Consider the following 16,598-nt stretch of genomic DNA (forward strand, 5'->3'; position numbering starts at 1 on the left):
ACAGAATACAGAGCCTGCTAAAACAGGCTCTGTATTTCGTTTATATGAAGATTCATAATAGTTAGCATTTATAGATAAAGCACCTCTAATTTAATACATCTACTATCCAATAAATCATTCTCTTCATCTATCATTAACACATATTTCAAAACGTATTATTATACTGACTCATCGTTATAGCTCAAATTGTACATATTTATTTGCCCATCCAATTATTTAACCTGCAACCGTTTGCATATTTAATTAGGCGATTAAGCGACAGAACAAAGGCCTGCATAAATAAATTGAGCTAGTTTTACATCCGGTTACATTCTATTGATAATTCAATCTAATTTTAATCATGAAAAATCTTCATTTTATTTTCCTGTCTCTATTAATATTTGCCGGATGCAGTGATAATGATGACCCTGTTGTACCAGTGGTTCCCGAACCACCAACGTCAGGTTCTTCTATCGGAGATCTGAGAGATGGTATAACCGTTATCAGTGACGATTCTTTAGCTTTTGTATTATTTGCGCCGGGTAAGCAATCAGTATATCTCATAGGTGATTTCAACGACTGGAGAGTGTCTGAGGCATACAAAATGAATCAGAAAGATGACCGGTTCTGGATAAAGATCGGAGGTTTGGAGAAAGGCAAAGAATATATATGCCAGTATTTGATTGATAATAAAATAAGAGTCGCAGACCCTTATGCTTCCAAAATATCAGATCCGCAAAACGATCGGTATATAAACATGGAATACGATATATATCCGGGTCTGATTACACCGACAACAAAAACAACAGGCCTGTCTATGGTCGTAAACACTTCACCTGCCGGATACTCTTGGAAGGTATCGGATTTTAGCCCTCAGAATCCTGGGAACATGGTTGTCTATGAAGTGCTTATCCGTGATTTTACGGAGAAACGGAGTATAAAAGGAGTGCAGGAGAAACTTAATTATATAAAGAACCTGGGAGTAAATGCTATTGAACTGATGCCATTCAATGAGTTTGAAGGGAATGACAGTTGGGGATACAATCCGTCTTTCTACTTCGCCACGGATAAGGCATATGGTACCTCGAATGATTATAAAGCTTTTATAGATGAATGCCATGCAAATGGTATAGCTGTAATCATGGACATGGTACTGAATCACAGTTTTAGTCAAAGCCCTATGGTCACTATGTATAAGAACGATAATGATGATAATATCGAGGATAACCCATGGTATAACAAGGAATCTCCAAATCCCGTTTATTCCTGGGGTTATGATTTCAATCATGAAAGCAAATATACCCAGGCTTTCGTAGACAGTGTATGCTCGTACTGGATGAAGGAGTATAAGGTAGACGGATTCCGTTTCGATTTCACAAAAGGCTTTACTAATACAAAAGGAGATGGCAATGCATTAGATCAGGCCCGTATCAATATCTTGAAAAGGATGGTGGATGAGATTCGCAAACGGAATCCTGATGCAATTATCATTTTTGAACATCTGGCTGATAACAGCGAAGAGAAGGTATTAGCCGATTATGGAATCTATCTATGGGGCAATATCAATTACAACTTCAATGAAGCGACTATGGGCTGGGGTAAATATATTGGTGACTATAACAAACAAAACGGGGATATCAGCTGGGCCTCATATGCGGAAAGAGGCTGGACAAAACCAAACCTGGTGGCTTATATGGAAAGCCACGACGAAGAACGCATCATGTTCAAAAACAATAGCTATGGCTATAAGGACAACCCTCTTTACAATGTGCAGGAACCGGCCGTCGGATTGGCACGCACAGAGGCTGCCGCTGTAATCCTGATGTCACTTCCCGGTCCGAAGATGATTTGGCAGTTCGGCGAATTGGGATATGATTATTCTATCAATTCCCGTGAAGACGGCTACTGGACAAGCGACTATGAAGACGGGCGTTTTCGTACAGCTAAGAAACCAATCAAATGGGATTATTTAGAAGATACAAACAGGAAAGCCTTGTATGATGTATATGCCGAAATGAACAAACTGCATACGACCAATCCTATTTTCTCCACAACTGATTATACCATAGGCATTGCCGATAATTTCAAGCAAATACTACTGAAGTCGGCTGGTGGTTATGTATGCGCTATCGCCAATTTCGACATTGTCCCTGCAACTGCAACTGTAAACTTTGGCAAGACAGGAACATGGCAGGACTATTTTACAGACAAGACATTAGTTGTGACCGGATTAACGCAAGAAATAACATTGAACCCGGGTGAATATTATTTGTATTTCAGCAAGTAATCATCCGATAATGGTCGCCACAATACGGCGGCTGCCCCCGTGGTTGCGGAACTCGCACAAATAGATTCCCTGCCAGACACCCATATTAAGACGGCCCTTTGTAATCGGTATAGTAAGACTAACCCCTGCAAGAGTCGTCTTTGCATGTGCAGGCATATCGTCATCACCTTCCATAGTATGCACATAGTAAGGTTCGCGTTCACGTACCAGGCGATTGAAGATTGATTCCATATCTTCCCGCACATCCGGGTCGGCATTCTCATTAATAGTGAGAGCTGCTGAAGTGTGTTTTATGAATAGATGTAGTAAACCTGCCTGAGGTAAAGCGGGCAGGTTCCGGACTATTTCTTCCGTTATCAGATGAAACCCCCTGTTGCGGGGTTGTAAAGAGAATTCTACCTGACCGGCCATGATCACAAGCAGTTTTCGGCGTGATAAGACGATCGTACCAATGGCCCGCTCTCCACATAATCGAATCCTTTGCTTAGGGCAACTTCCTTGAAACGCTTAAACTCGTCCGGATGGATATATGAAACCACTGGCAAATGCTTGCGCGATGGCTGCAGATATTGGCCGATAGTCAACACCGAACAGTTCGATGCACGGAGATCATCCATTAACTGAAATATTTCTTCGGTAGTTTCTCCCAAACCGACCATCATTCCCGATTTAGCTTTCAGTCCATTATCCGCAATACGTTTCAATACCGACAGGCTTACATCGTATTTTGCCGCGCTGCGTACTTTCGGGGTAAGGCTTCTCACCGTTTCCATATTATGTGATATAACATTGGGTGCAGCCTTGCATACCATATCTACCAGTTCAAATTTACCCTGAAAATCAGGTATCAGCACTTCGATAGTAGTAGAGGGATTTACCTGACGCACCTTGTTGATGGTATCTACCCAGTGCTGGGCTCCCTGATCCGGGAGATCATCTCTGTCTACCGAAGTTATTACTGCATGCTTAAGTCCCATCAGCTGTATAGATTTGGCTACATTAGCCGGCTCGAAAGGGTTTAAAGCCAGTGGACGTCCGGTCTTTGTATTGCAGAACTTGCACGAGCGGGTACAAATATCACCGCCGATCATAAATGTTGCGGTTCCCCGTCCCCAGCATTCACCCATGTTAGGGCAACGTCCGCTGGTGCAAATCGTATGTAATCCATGTGATTCTACTATATTTAAAGTTTCGGAGAAATGATCGCTACCTCCCAGTTTTATTTTCAACCAGTCCGGTTTTTTTACATGTTCCATCTATATTGTGAATTATGATTTTAGAAAATATAAAACAAAGATAAGCCTTAGAATGTTTCCCATGAAAATAGTAAGGGTTAAAAAGTCATCTATTTATACTATCATTGATAGATGAACAAAATACAAAACTTAGAAACGGAACCTCATTTCCCAATCTAAGCAAAAAAGGAAGTTCACAAAATCACTTCGTTAACTCCGGGGCCTTAACACAAACTTTACAAAACTACATCCATAAAACGGCATACGCAGTAAAAAGTTTTACGGAAATTAAAATCAATATGAAAAAGATATTAGGCAATAGATAGGATATGCGGAAAGAATACAGTATATCCTGATTTTATTTATAGACAAACCAAGTCTTCAAGTGGACAATTATTATAAGAATTTTACAATTTGTAAGCACCATTTTGTTATATCAGGCAATATGTAAGCAATAAGGTGGTAAAATAAAGGTATTATACCCATAAAATAAAGCAATTTGAAAGCAGTTAGTCAAATGCCCCAAAAAAACTTATCATTATAATCACCTCCATGCAATCGGAAAAGACGGATGGACCGAAGAAAAGGAACTGCATTTCATGCAGAAATACTCGCCGCCGATACTTGACAGGATTCAAAACAAGCTTTCAAAAATAGCCCGACGCCGCAATTTCATTCCTGACCCTGATATCTACCAAGCCGTCACGTACATGCAGAACGAAATGGCAGATATCGGTAATATTCTTACCGCAGCCAACTACCAACTCGACAACAATGCCGTTGAACGGGTGAACTGCAGTATCTCTCTGATGCGACGCAACTCTTTGTTCTCCGGAAGCCATAAGGGAGCCGATCAGGCTGTGGTCTATTACTCGTTAGCATGTTCCTGTCGTTGTAAAGGTATAAATTTCTTTGAATACTTCTCTGACATTTTGAATCGTGTCGCCGCATTACGACCCACAACTCCTATTGAGCATTACCGCAATCCCTTGCCTGATAGATGGCATAAATAAAACATTGTACTCAAGGCCAAAAGCTATCCCGGTTTGCAATATTAATACGAATCGGGGATAGTTTTTATACTTAATCCAAGGGGGTATTAACAAATTTCTTATGTCATCCTCGAGACGCTTACCAGTGGCAGACCCTTTTATATTTTTGTTTGATGAAAAAAGAAACAAAGACCTTGTTGTACTCTTTGTACAGAAGGTAAAAAACGGAACAGATGCTACCTTTAACAATCGTTTCATTTGGGTCGGTGGTATGACATATAAGCGTATCATATCATCGATATTTGTTCCGTGAGAAAGCTCCATTGCCATAATCTTTTTCTACAAAATTAATGGTAAAATGTTGTCTACAAAAGATATAGTTGTCCAGTCGATTTCATAAGTCTGTCAAAGATTGAAAGAAAGGGCGAAACTTCCAAAAGTGAGGTTTCGCCCAATTATCTAAATTTATACGATTTGTTTTTTATTTGTACGATTTAAAGCGCCGATTATACATAAAGCGTATTGCTCATTTTAAATGTACAATAAGCACCTAAAGGAATATCGAAATACTTATTTGAGGACAAGAGTATTATCTTGGTCTGACAAAAGCCTTCATTAATATAAAAACCAGTCTTAGTGACCTTATTAGTGTATATATTTCAATAGTTTACTAAATACCAGTTACTTACGGTAGGACTGGCACCCTATTGCGTAACACTATGTTGTTTGTAAATGAAGAGGATGTGTCAGTAGTTAATAAAATGGCACACCCTCTTTTTATTTATCCGGCAATTTGTCAGTTAGCCTTTACCAGTTTGATATTATCTAGGAACCAACGGTTGGCTGTACTTAACTGCCAATTACTCTGCCGGATCGTGATGCGCGTGTCTTTGCTGATCGTAACGCCGTCGAGCCGCACTTCGGCTGCGATCCATTCGAGCCTGTGACCGCTCTCCCATCCCGCTACGGGTACGTCAAATGTCGTTTCGTTGCTTCCGTTTGTAACGATGACGATCAGGTTGACGGGATCGATTACACCCGAACCCTGGCGCATCGGGCACCAAACGAACGACAACACGGCGGTGGCACCGGATGGCACATCCTCTTCAAGTTTCGGAAGAATGATACCTGCCTGATAGCCGGTTTTACCGAATTTGAGGTAATTCTGCTGGAGATAGATACATTCGCTCGCGTTTGTGCTCGAAGGAGTGACACGCAGGAATTCATAACCCTTCGCGATAAGAGCGTTAAGGGCTGAAATGCCGTCAATCTTCGGGGTGGGCAGTTGTGGAGCGGTGGCATCGAGGTTGTTCATCTCGACAGTTTGCCCGGCTGTACCTGCTTCAGCCCAAGGTTGCAACCATTCAAAATCATCAGCGAAATATATGATTTCATAAAGTCCCTTGTCTTCTACTTTAGTCGCTATCAATCTGACAACCGGTGCAGCTACACCGGCAAAATAACCCGTAACTTTTACCTTATGCCCATTCAGCGAGGCAATCCCCAAACTTTCAGGCGCATCTATCACTGAAACAGAATAATTTGCGCCCTCTACCGTTATATTATTACCATTCAATATGCCGCTGACCATAACAAAAGCCCTCGAAGCGGAAGTGTAGGTATTCACCTTATCGGTAATATCTGTCGCAATAGGATAGGATACCGTCCCACCCGTAGAATTAACATTCACTTCGTCACACTCCACGTAAGGGAGCGAATAAGTATCGGAGAGTTTTGTTCCTTTTACCGAAACCTTATCGCCAACACTTACAGTGGAGGAACTCTGCATAAGGATATTAACAATTCCATCGCTAACAATGAAACCTTTTGTAGTGACAGTTGTTACTGTAATTTGCGGTACTGATACTACCTCTTCGTTTGCCAATACCGCTAATTCCGCAAGCGTATATTCCTTGCAGTCGCGATATTTATCTCCTTCCTGAAAAATTATCACTTCCGCCCTACTTGCCAGTGTGCTACCCTTGAATACAACAGCAGTCTTGCGAGGATTGTCAGCAGCACCACCGCGCATATTTTCAGTTACAGAAATTGTAACATCCATAGTTCCGGTACCCAAAGCGGGAGTGACTGTTACCCATTCGGGAACATCCGCCACCCAGTCAGCGTCAGCATAGACTGTGATGACTTTTTCTAACCTTCCGGTCGCTTCGAAATTCAGTGCACCAGTACTTGCCAATACAGCTTTGGAGAGTGTACTTTCTTCATCGCGGCACCCCTCTAAGAGATTCATAGACGCCAACAGGAGAAAGACCATTATATAATAACATATACGTTTCATAATCTTGCATTTTTTTCAATTACTATTTTTCAGTTAAAAAGAGAGACCATCATTCCAACCCGGATTCTGCGTGAGATTGTGATTAAGCGAACGTTCGTTGATAGGAATTGGGTAGAGATAATCACGTACCTCGTTGAAAGGTGTACGTTCGATATTTTTATGATAGTAGATGTAGCCCTTATCACCTCCGGAAAGAATTATTTCTTTTCCTATCTCATATGCTACTCCGGAAGAAACGGTTGGTTTGGGTGTTCCATTGGCATAGAGGGTAACATCAACCTTTCCGTCTCCACTCAGGTCGTATGCTCCGGGACCGGGAAAATACATACCATAAGTAGACTGGCCAATGCAATAACCGGCTTTCCAACGCACCAAGTCATTGAAGCGGAATCCTTCTTGGTTCAGTTCAATGGCCCGCTCACGACGGATTTCAAGGATGACACCCTTGTTCGTACCTGCAACATTCGGATAACCTGTCTCAGCTTCAGACAGGTATCTGTCCGGAGAGGCATTGGCAGTACCCATATTAAGGTCCGGCATTCCTACGCGTCGACGAATCAGGTTAATAGTTTTGTCCAGATCGGCTTGTGTCAAGGTACCAAGTTCAGCCTTTGCTTCGGCATAATTCAAGAGCACCTCCGCATAGCGGTAAACCGGAAGGTCGCATGTAGAGCGATCGTTACGATCGACATTCCCGCCGGAGGCCTTTGGATCTTGCACAAATTTGATGGGCTGATAACCGGTGACACTTGTCGAAAGATCGGGTGGCAGCACTATTGTGGTACCAATACGCGTATAGCCCGGTGTACGGATGCTTTGAGACAAACGGGGATCGCGATTCTTCATTTCGTCAATGAACGACATTTCCTGCCAGCCGGACTGATTGGTGAATGCCGTACCGTCTTTCATCAGATAAGTGTTCACCATCTTGCGGGTCAGTCCCGGGCGTCCCTGTGTAGGCACCAGCGTATGAGCTGTAGCGTTGTGGTAAATGCTGAGTCCGTAGTCAAATTTGATAGCGAGAATATACTCATCCATATTTGCATTCTCTTCGGCAAAAAGTGTTAGGTAATCGCTTTCAGGATGATTTGTGCTATATAGTTTGTAAGGATAATCGGAATCCTCCATTATCAGTTGCGCAGCCGCTACCGACTGCTCCAAATAATACTTGTAGTCGTGCCCTTCAAGACTGAGTTGGTGATATTTCCGGTAGGTACCTTCATATAAACAGAACTGAGCTTTCAGTGCCATGGCTGCATATTTATTGACACGATAAGGACTGCTTGTCTCCTTTTTTTTATTTGGGAGATTGGCAATAGCATAGTCTATATCTTCCATCATGTGAGTCATAACCAATTCCCGTGAATCGCGTGCCTTGTAGAGTAGTTCTCCATCCGCTGAACCCAATTCAACTTCATACCAAGGCACATCACCGAAACGTTTTACCTTCTCGAAATAGAAAAAAGCACGGAAAAAGCGAGTCAAAGCCTTGTATTTAATGACGGCATTCTCGTCTTTACACTGATCAGCGTAAGCCAACAGCGTGTTCATACGTCGCAAATCGGTCCATGTCCAACCACTACCTGAAGCGGGGACGGTACGTTTGGTACCTCCCAACATTTCATCCGGCAGGTTCTGGCAGACATATAGATCACTTTGTCTGTCGTAGGGTGATTTATTTAGCATATTATTGTAGAAAGGATTGCTGAATAACTGAAGATCTGTCTCAGTCTGGAAATAGTCCGATTGGGAAATCTCACTCAACGGCTGCAAGTCCAGCATATCATTGCAGGCCGTGAAACCCATGAGCAATGTCATGGATGCTATAATAATTCGTTTCATCTTAATCATAATTTTAAGAATTAAAAGGTAATATCAACACCAAACATCAGCGTCTTCTGCCAAGGATAGAAAGCATTGCTGGCCACCTCATCGGAACCAAATTTTTTCACGAAAGCTCCTTCGGGATCAATGTATTTAGTACGTTTCTTAAAAGGCGACCAATAGCTAAGATTCTCACCCGAAAAATAGAAACGAACCAAATCGACGCCAACTTTCTTTGTCAAAGTAATAGGAATAGTATAACCTACTGTCAGATTCTTAAGGCGCAGGTAACGTATGTTCTGGAGATAGCGATCATTGACTTTGCTAAGAGGACCTGACGTAGCTGAATATGCCATCGGTCGAGTGAAGTAAGCACTTGGATTATCTTCAGCCCACACATTTTTCAAGAAATCTTTTGGCAGATAAGTCTGGTAAGGATACGAATAAGGACCCCAGAATTGCATGGTTTGCCCAGATGGATACCAATAATGGTTGCCTGTCCCTTGTAAAAATATCGAGGTATCGAAACCATACCAACGGAGACTTACATTGATACCGTAAGAGAGGCTTGGAAGCGAGTTTCCCAAGATCTTGCGGTCGCCCGGATCATTGACATTATTGCTACCGATACCCAGTTTGTGGTCTCCATCAAGATCTAAGAACTTAAGGTCACCTGCCTGCCAACCGCCGGTGATACGACCATTAATATAGCTTAAATCTACCTCTTTGGCATAAGCCTGTGCCTCATCCGTACTTTGAAACAGTCCGTCGGTAACGAATCCCCATATTTCGCCCAAACGCATACCTTCGTAATAGCTCTTGGCAAAGGTCTTGTCTGCATTGTCATACTTGGTAATATAACTGCTGTAGTCACTGACATTGAAACCAATGCTGTACTCCAGAGGTTTATTTCCTATGGAAAACTTGTCTCTCCATAGGACAGACAACTCATAACCTTTCGTGCGCAAGTCGGCGGTATTCATTTTCGGTACACTGGCTCCGTACACAGCCGGCAGTTCAATACCATCGGTCAGCATGTCCTTTGTATTGCGCACATAACCGTCAAAAGTAACGTTCAACCGATTGTTCAACATACCAAGGTCAACACCAAGATTCCATTGTTCCGCTGTTTCCCAAGTCAAGTCGGAAGCAATCGGAGCTCCTAATGATGAGTATTTACCCATGGTGCTACCTTCGTTGAACGAATAGCCGGCGAAATCATTAATCGTAACCCTTCGGATAAAAGTATAATAATCAGAAACATTCTGGTTACCCAAGCTACCGAAAGAAGCTCTCAACTTCAAGTTATCAATGATGTTTCGAGTCTTCTCGAAAAAAGGTTCTTCGGAAATACGCCAACCTACGGAGGCGGAAGGGAACCATCCCCACCGACTACTGGCGGCAAAACGCGAAGTTCCATCGTAACGTCCGCTGATCTCTGCGAGATAACGACCTTTGTAATCGTAGTTAACACGACCGAAGATACCAGCTAAGGCATATTCATTCTGTCCACCACCTACTTCTGTGATTGTTTGACCCTCCGAATTTTGACCAACAAGGTTCAAGTCATCCAGCGTTGTGGAAGAGAGGTATTCTCCGGCTGCTGAAAGATTCTTTATATACAACCTTTCGTAGTTGAAACCTACTACGCCTGATACATGGTGTGTATTCTTGAACGTTTGTTCATAGTTGGCATAAGTATTCGCCGAATAGTAATTGCGTGTATTGGCTGATTCGTCTAAGCGATTGGCACCGGCACCGGTTGCATACACACCGAGTTCAGTGTCAGGATAGTCCCGATAATACATGTTATTGGAACGGCTTGTATTACGTGTTTGATACAGACGATAAGTGAAATCTGCTGTAAGGCTCAACGATTTGATCGGAGTAATGACCAGCCGGGTAGTGTTGGAAAAATCGTTCGCCCGATCTACGTTGCGGTGCGAACCTTCACCTACAATGATGTGGCGACCATTGGCTACTTTATAATTCAGATAGGGTGTACTGTAGAGCCATGATCCATCCGGATTTTTCATCGGGAAATTGGCCAATGCATGCCTGGCGCTGTATGCAATGGTATTCTCTACACTACCATCACCTTGGAAAGTGTATTGCGAACCGTAGAATGACGTGTTGTTTGTCATCGTCGCCCATTTGTTGATACGAAAGTCAATCTTTGAACGAAGATTATATTTTTTGTAGATATCCGGATTCGTCTTCAAAATACCTTTCTGATAATCATATGCTCCGGAGACGAGGTATTTGATGTCTTTCGCTCCTCCGCTGATAGAGATGTTGTGTTGTTGCACCGGATGAGTATCTGAAAACATCATGTGCCACCAGTCATAGTTACCGTAGTAAACCCACTGATTCCGTCCGTTTCTCACGTCTTCAACCACCCACGGACGATCAGGATGCTCTGTTTTATCGTTCACCCGAGCCAATAACTGCTGCATATCACGGTCTGTATAGTTGACATACAACGTTCCCGAATCAGCCTTCCAGAACTTGTTGATGGTATATACAGACCAATATCCGGTAGTCTCATAATCAGTGGAAGTTGTTGGACTCTCCCATCCGATGCGGCCGCTATAGCGAACAGTCGCTTTATTGTCTTGTGCCGATCCGGACTTCGTTGTAACAAGTATAACTCCAAAAGCCGCACGAGCACCGTAAACAGCAGCAGCCGAAGCATCTTTGATGACTGAGATGGATTCTACATCGTTCGCGTTGACAAGATTCAGGTCACCAACTGCACCGTCGATCAGCACAAGTGGCGAAGCCCCGTTAATAGATGTCACACCACGTACATTAATATCGGGCGAACTACCGGGTACACCTGAAGATGTGGTGATGTTAAGTCCTGCGACAGATCCTTGCAGCATATTGGTTAACGAATGGGATGCTCGGTTTTCGAGCGATTTGCCACTCACCGTTGTAACGGCTCCAGTCAAGTTAACCTTTTTCTGTGTTCCATAACCGATAACTACCGTTTCATCAAGTAAAATAGCATCTTCTTGCATATAAATCTTAATCTCATTTTGATTTGGGGAAATCTTGACTTTTTGGGACAAAAAACCCACATAAGAGATATTCAAAATGACAGCCTCTGATGGAACTTGAAGTCTGAAAGAACCATCCTCTGCAGTAATAGTAGCTCGAGTCATACCATTGACCTGAATGGTAACTCCCACGAGAGGATCTTGTTTCTCATCAAGTACTTGACCTAATATTACTCTGTCCTGGGCAGAAAGAACCGAAACACTCCCCACTATTAACAGTAGCCATAAAATAAATGATTTGAGTACTTTCATAAATTTACAGTATTAAAATTAAAGTAATTTTTATTTGGATTTATAGACATCTGTAGAGAAAGCCTTAGGACGTTGCATATTTTCTGTCCATGTGTGTCCGAATTCATCCTTGACAGTAATAACCAAGTCCGTATTGGCATTGTCTACTTTCATCTTGAAGAAATGACTGGCTTTTTCGGTAATAAAACTAGGAGTAGCAGTGAGAGTAGCCGAATTGAAACGTTTCACGGAAAGAGCAGCAATATGCAGCGGGTCATATGCCCAGACTTTTATAGGAGTCAGATCTTTCCCGGACTCATCAGTCACCGTCAATGTCCAGCGCGGGTTCCAGTTCCAGATATTTATCAGTACTTCATTATTGTTGTTTGCCGGATAAGCATTGACATACTGCATATATTTATTTTTAACTGTGCTGGAGATATTAGAAGGCATCAACGGAACATCCGTCAACGAGAAGCTTACATTGTTCAGGTCGTAACTGCGAAACTGGTAATCCTGCGTCCATCCCGTACCCTTGTAGAGATATTGAATATTTGTACCAGAAACATCCCAAATAGCATATCCGCCCGGGGTGCCATCAGGACTAATATGAACACCCTGAGTTAAGTAGTTTGACCACCACCATGAGGCACAAATAGCTCCCGAGTTGTGTTCAAAGAATTCCTTACCGCCTACAATAGAGGCTTCAGGCGTTACATTGAAGATCTCATGCGTATGTCCTGTCACAAAATGCACCTTATAGTCCTTCACAATATTAAGAAGCTGATTGGTACTAGTCACATCATGATCAATCTTGAAATCACCGGATTCTAAAGGATAGAATACTTGCGCATGCATCACGATGACCAGCGGTGTGGATTTGCTAATATAAGAGAGGTCTTTTGTTAACCAAGTCAATTGTTCAGCAAAAAGATTTTTTGAATAATTACGCGAATCCGTTCCATCATAATTGTTGCAATCGATGTCATCCAAGACAACATAATGTACCTTCCCTATATTAAAGGAATAATAGGTCGGTCCAATGAAACTCATATATTTGCTCTCTGCGCTAAAATCGTTCGTTGTCTTATAATCATAATCATGATTACCGATAGTATGGAATATCTGTAAATTCTTAATAAGACCGTTAATAGTATTCAGGTAATTAGGAAGCTCAAAATACTTATTTGAATACCAATACAAATCCCATGTCATATCTCCCAGCGTAATCGCATACATTTTCTCGCTTGGATGAGCATTACGGTAATTGTTCAAGTCGGTTGTGAAATCCTTAAATTGATTAATATCATTCGTACGATCGGCAAGGTGCATATCTCCAAGCATGAAGACTTTATAAATATCTTGTCCTGTAACCTTCTTGAGAGTAAAGTCTACTCGTTCTGCTGTGTTAGCATTGCCTTTTAATGTCTGAGAGAACAAAGGAAGCACTCCTGAAGAAGGGACTTCGTAATTGCTCGGAACAGAGATAAAGACATAATTTCTTTTTTTCGCAGACTTGAGTTGATAGATACCTTTTTCATCTGTAGTGGTCACTTCTACACCATCCGAAACCACGACATCTTTCACGCCACCCTCTTCCGATTTAACGATGCCATATATCGTAGTGCCTTCATCTGGCGTAAACAAAAAATCAACAATATTAATATATATACGTCCAATAGACTTCTTCTGTACATTCCTTTTAAGGTAAACATTGTAATTACCTGTTTCACATTCATTGGAAATCCTTACAGTAAAGTTTGTGGATGTAACAGCGATGATAGGACAAATGTAAGATATACCACCCGACTCCAGAATGAATGAGTCGGATGTTTTTAGTCCAACGCCCTCTTGTCCTATAAAGACATATTCATCACCTCTGATAATATCAATTGAGGACGGAAGGCTAATCCGTACATCAAAATTATCCGTAGGTTCTTCTGTACCGTTCCCACTCTTGCAACCATACAATGGTAAAATGGATACTAGTACCAACCCCAATAAATATATTTCAATATTTCTAATACTACTATTTTTCATGTCACTCAATTCAATAATTTAAAAGTATATTTTCTTATTTAGCAAGTAATTCCAGCAATCGTTCCGGATTATTCGTTGTAATGTAATCTACCCCCAGTCCTATAAAATATTTCAAGTCCTCATCCCTGTCAACTATCCAGACATTCACTTCCAAACCTAATTGCTGTGCTTCCTTTACTCATTCGGAATGCTGTCTTAATACATCTGCCGAATAATCAATCTCTGCCAAACCAAGTTTCTTGATTTTCTTCGGAGATAAACCCTATCCAAATAATAAATTTTGGTATTGGGCAGTAGTTTTTTGAAAGCCAAACAAGCATTAAGGGAAAACGCAAAGATGTCCTTACGATCCAACAATTTGTACTTCTTTAAAGCTTTGACAATTCTTGCCGCAGATTCATCTTTTCTGGAAAGATCTGTCAGAGATTTCATTTCCAGAATAACACGAGTATTCGGTTTACTTGCCGCCACTTTCAAATATTCATCAAGAGTGGGAATTTGTTCTCCGTTATCCAAGCGTACTTTACAGATTTTAGCAAATGGTGTAGTTTCCATATTAACCCCTTTGAACTTTATATAATGATTGACGACTAATTTTCCATCAGTTGTCATCCAAACATCAAATTCAGAACTAATAGAGCCATAGAATCAGCCTTTATAAAAGAAGACAGAGAGTTTTGAGCCGCCCCCTGTGTCATCAAATAACCACGGTGGGCTATTACCTTCACTAGAGCATAAGAGATAGAATACATCACGAAGAGTAATACAAATAATGGAACCCTTTTTTTATAACATATTAATTATTAAATAAATAATTGAATTCTTTGTTTCGAATTCGATATGTTAGTTCTAATCTTCCAACCCTCTGTATGGAATTTCACTTTTGGATTCGGAACGTCATTGCATTTTACAATGATCACACCTTCTTTTTCCCAGTGTTGCTTGACAATAAAGCCACTCATTGAACCTGCAGCATGTTTTGTCTCCTCAATGACTGCTGTTGCGCTAATTAATGGTTCTGATGTTTCCGGGTCGGTTATTATCCCGGATACAGATCCGTTTTGTTGGGCATAAACTGAGGTTATGCTCCCCATAATAATGAAGAGTAATAAGGTCAGTTTTATCCCTCTTCTGGATTGATTCCATCTGAAAATAAAAACATTCATAGTATTCCGTTTAGATTAAATGAATTAAATTCTTGTTTTAAGTGCATCACTTTCCTTTTTTTTATGAAGCACAAAATAAGAAGAGTTTTATTGTATGGTAATTTAGATTTAATTAAGAATTGGTTAAATAATGTGTTTTTTTATCTTTGAAGCCTTGCTTTTTCTTTATTCCATGTAGTTGCAGTAAACAGAATAGATAAAACGCAAGCTCCAACAAGAATGATGAACATATAGTCCCATGATAAATGTTCTACTACAAACCCTAAGCCTATATTCGCAAATAACGATGTTCCGAGAAAATATCCGAAGAATCCTGTTAGTCCGGCAGCTGTACCGGCAGCTTTTTTAGGAACAAGGTCTAGAGCCTGTACTCCTATCAACATTACAGGGCCATAGATGAGAAATCCAATTGCAATAAGTGCGATATTATCAACTATAATGTTTCCTGCCGGATTCTTCCAGTACACTATTACTGCAATCATAGTTAATAGCATATAGATAATAATGGCTGGAGCACGCCTTCCTCTAAATATCTTATCTGAAATCCATCCGCACAGGAGAGTACCCGGTATACCTGCATATTCATATGCAAAATAGGCCCATCCTGATTCTTTGACAGAAAAACCTTTGGCGTCTTCCAGATATGCCGGAGCCCAGTCTAATACACCATATCTCACCAGGTATATAAATGCATTAGCAAAGGCAATAAGCCAGAGTAATTTGTTGTTTAATACATATTTAAGAAATATCTCTTTGGTAGTTAGTTCTTCTTCCTGACTTTTAGAGTAGTCGGCCGGGTAATCATTCTTATAAGCTTCTATGTTTGGTAAACCGCATGATTGAGGGGTGTCTCTGATGAGTAAATAGGCTATGAATGCAACTATAATAGCTACAAAGGCAGGGAAATATAATTTACTATGCCAGTCTCCGAATATAGCAACTCCTAAAATAGCCAGAGGACCTATTATCCCTCCGCCAACATTATGAGCTATATTCCAAATAGACATCTTAGTCCCTCTTTCTTTGATTGAAAACCAATGTACCATTACACGTCCGCAAGGAGCCCATCCCATACCCTGAAACCATCCGTTCATAAAAAATAGAATGAACATAACTACTACGGATGAAGTTAGAACAGGTATTAGTCCTAAAAAAACAAGAGTTAGGGCTGAAAGAAGAAGCCCTAAAGGAAGAAATATTCTGGCATTGCTCCTGTCGGAAACACTTCCCATAATAAACTTACTGATACCATAGGCAATCGAAACCGCCGAAAGGACGATTCCTAAAGCAGCTTTAGAGGAGCCTTCTTCTATGAGGTCGGGCATTATTAGCGAGAAGTTTTTTCTTACTAAATAATATCCGGCATAACCAATAAATATACCCAAAAAGACTTGTAAGCGTAATTTCTTATATTCTTTATCTATTTTTTCGTTGGGTAATAAATCTTTGTGTGCTGGTGGTTTTAAAAAATTGAACATGATAT

General features: G+C 41.1%; 13 protein-coding genes. 3 read left to right on the plus strand and 10 right to left on the minus strand.

The annotated features are described in order from the left end of the window. Nucleotides 1-340: 340 nt before the first annotated feature. Complete coding sequence (locus tag ACFO6W_RS03685) at nt 341-2,266, plus strand: alpha-amylase family glycosyl hydrolase (protein WP_379994001.1); 1,926 nt, start codon at nt 341-343, stop codon at nt 2,264-2,266. Here ACFO6W_RS03685 and ACFO6W_RS03690 read toward each other — a convergent pair whose 3' ends face one another. Continuing rightward, entirely contained in the window at nt 2,267-2,677 is a 411-nt protein-coding gene (locus ACFO6W_RS03690; RefSeq protein ID WP_379994002.1) for a secondary thiamine-phosphate synthase enzyme YjbQ, read from the minus strand. 2 nt (nt 2,678-2,679) lie between these two features. Next, the gene (lipA, locus tag ACFO6W_RS03695; RefSeq protein WP_379994003.1) at nt 2,680-3,522 is read right to left on the minus strand and encodes a lipoyl synthase; all 843 of its coding nucleotides are present in this window, start codon (nt 3,520-3,522) and stop codon (nt 2,680-2,682) included. Between the two features lie 578 nt (nt 3,523-4,100). On the opposite strand from lipA, the gene ACFO6W_RS03700 reads away from it, so the two are divergent. Both ACFO6W_RS03700 and ACFO6W_RS03705 read left to right on the plus strand, forming a co-directional pair. Next, on the plus strand, nt 4,101-4,514 hold the full coding sequence (locus ACFO6W_RS03700) for an IS66 family transposase (protein ID WP_379994004.1): 414 nt from the start codon (nt 4,101-4,103) through the stop codon (nt 4,512-4,514). A 100-nt stretch (nt 4,515-4,614) separates the two neighbouring features. Next, complete coding sequence (locus tag ACFO6W_RS03705) at nt 4,615-4,806, plus strand: hypothetical protein (RefSeq protein WP_379994005.1); 192 nt, start codon at nt 4,615-4,617, stop codon at nt 4,804-4,806. A gap of 483 nt (nt 4,807-5,289) precedes the next feature. Here the strand turns inward: ACFO6W_RS03705 and ACFO6W_RS03710 are convergent, their stop codons facing one another. The 8 genes from ACFO6W_RS03710 to glpT all read right to left on the minus strand — a co-directional run bounded on the left by ACFO6W_RS03710 (nt 5,290) and on the right by glpT (nt 16,593). After that, nucleotides 5,290-6,792 carry a BACON domain-containing protein gene (locus ACFO6W_RS03710; protein ID WP_379994006.1) on the minus strand — a complete coding sequence of 501 codons (1,503 nt, stop codon included), beginning with the start codon at nt 6,790-6,792 and terminating at the stop codon, nt 5,290-5,292. Between the two features lie 33 nt (nt 6,793-6,825). Further along, nucleotides 6,826-8,634 carry a RagB/SusD family nutrient uptake outer membrane protein gene (locus ACFO6W_RS03715; protein ID WP_379994007.1) on the minus strand — a complete coding sequence of 603 codons (1,809 nt, stop codon included), beginning with the start codon at nt 8,632-8,634 and terminating at the stop codon, nt 6,826-6,828. A 20-nt stretch (nt 8,635-8,654) separates the two neighbouring features. Next, a complete protein-coding gene (locus tag ACFO6W_RS03720) occupies nt 8,655-11,930 on the minus strand; it encodes a SusC/RagA family TonB-linked outer membrane protein (RefSeq protein WP_379994008.1) in 3,276 nt (1,091 codons plus the stop codon). 30 nt (nt 11,931-11,960) lie between these two features. Beyond that, on the minus strand, nt 11,961-13,949 hold the full coding sequence (locus ACFO6W_RS03725; RefSeq protein ID WP_379994009.1) for a calcineurin-like phosphoesterase C-terminal domain-containing protein: 1,989 nt from the start codon (nt 13,947-13,949) through the stop codon (nt 11,961-11,963). A 34-nt stretch (nt 13,950-13,983) separates the two neighbouring features. Next, on the minus strand, nt 13,984-14,097 hold the full coding sequence (locus ACFO6W_RS03730) for a hypothetical protein (protein ID WP_379994010.1): 114 nt from the start codon (nt 14,095-14,097) through the stop codon (nt 13,984-13,986). A gap of 47 nt (nt 14,098-14,144) precedes the next feature. Beyond that, nucleotides 14,145-14,504: a hypothetical protein gene (locus ACFO6W_RS03735; protein ID WP_379994011.1), complete on the minus strand. Its 360-nt coding sequence runs from the start codon at nt 14,502-14,504 to the stop codon at nt 14,145-14,147. Nucleotides 14,505-14,752: 248 nt separating this feature from the next. Then, nucleotides 14,753-15,115: a hypothetical protein gene (locus ACFO6W_RS03740; protein ID WP_379994012.1), complete on the minus strand. Its 363-nt coding sequence runs from the start codon at nt 15,113-15,115 to the stop codon at nt 14,753-14,755. Between the two features lie 140 nt (nt 15,116-15,255). Continuing rightward, nucleotides 15,256-16,593 carry a glycerol-3-phosphate transporter gene (gene glpT, locus ACFO6W_RS03745; RefSeq protein ID WP_379994013.1) on the minus strand — a complete coding sequence of 446 codons (1,338 nt, stop codon included), beginning with the start codon at nt 16,591-16,593 and terminating at the stop codon, nt 15,256-15,258. Between the last annotated feature and the right edge of the window lie 5 nt (nt 16,594-16,598).

This window comes from Dysgonomonas termitidis (assembly GCF_042654545.1).
Classification (GTDB): Bacteria; Bacteroidota; Bacteroidia; order Bacteroidales; family Dysgonomonadaceae; genus Dysgonomonas; species Dysgonomonas termitidis.

Coding starts and splice junctions, on each gene's coding strand:
- ACFO6W_RS03685 (WP_379994001.1), top strand. CDS start 341: ATGAAAAATCTTCATTTTATTTTCCTGTCTCTATTAATATTTGCCGGA.
- ACFO6W_RS03690 (WP_379994002.1), bottom strand. CDS start 2,677: ATGGCCGGTCAGGTAGAATTCTCTTTACAACCCCGCAACAGGGGGTTT.
- lipA (WP_379994003.1), bottom strand. CDS start 3,522: ATGGAACATGTAAAAAAACCGGACTGGTTGAAAATAAAACTGGGAGGT.
- ACFO6W_RS03700 (WP_379994004.1), top strand. CDS start 4,101: ATGCAGAAATACTCGCCGCCGATACTTGACAGGATTCAAAACAAGCTT.
- ACFO6W_RS03705 (WP_379994005.1), top strand. CDS start 4,615: ATGTCATCCTCGAGACGCTTACCAGTGGCAGACCCTTTTATATTTTTG.
- ACFO6W_RS03710 (WP_379994006.1), bottom strand. CDS start 6,792: ATGAAACGTATATGTTATTATATAATGGTCTTTCTCCTGTTGGCGTCT.
- ACFO6W_RS03715 (WP_379994007.1), bottom strand. CDS start 8,634: ATGAAACGAATTATTATAGCATCCATGACATTGCTCATGGGTTTCACG.
- ACFO6W_RS03720 (WP_379994008.1), bottom strand. CDS start 11,930: ATGAAAGTACTCAAATCATTTATTTTATGGCTACTGTTAATAGTGGGG.
- ACFO6W_RS03725 (WP_379994009.1), bottom strand. CDS start 13,949: ATGAAAAATAGTAGTATTAGAAATATTGAAATATATTTATTGGGGTTG.
- ACFO6W_RS03735 (WP_379994011.1), bottom strand. CDS start 14,504: ATGGAAACTACACCATTTGCTAAAATCTGTAAAGTACGCTTGGATAAC.
- ACFO6W_RS03740 (WP_379994012.1), bottom strand. CDS start 15,115: ATGAATGTTTTTATTTTCAGATGGAATCAATCCAGAAGAGGGATAAAA.
- glpT (WP_379994013.1), bottom strand. CDS start 16,593: ATGTTCAATTTTTTAAAACCACCAGCACACAAAGATTTATTACCCAAC.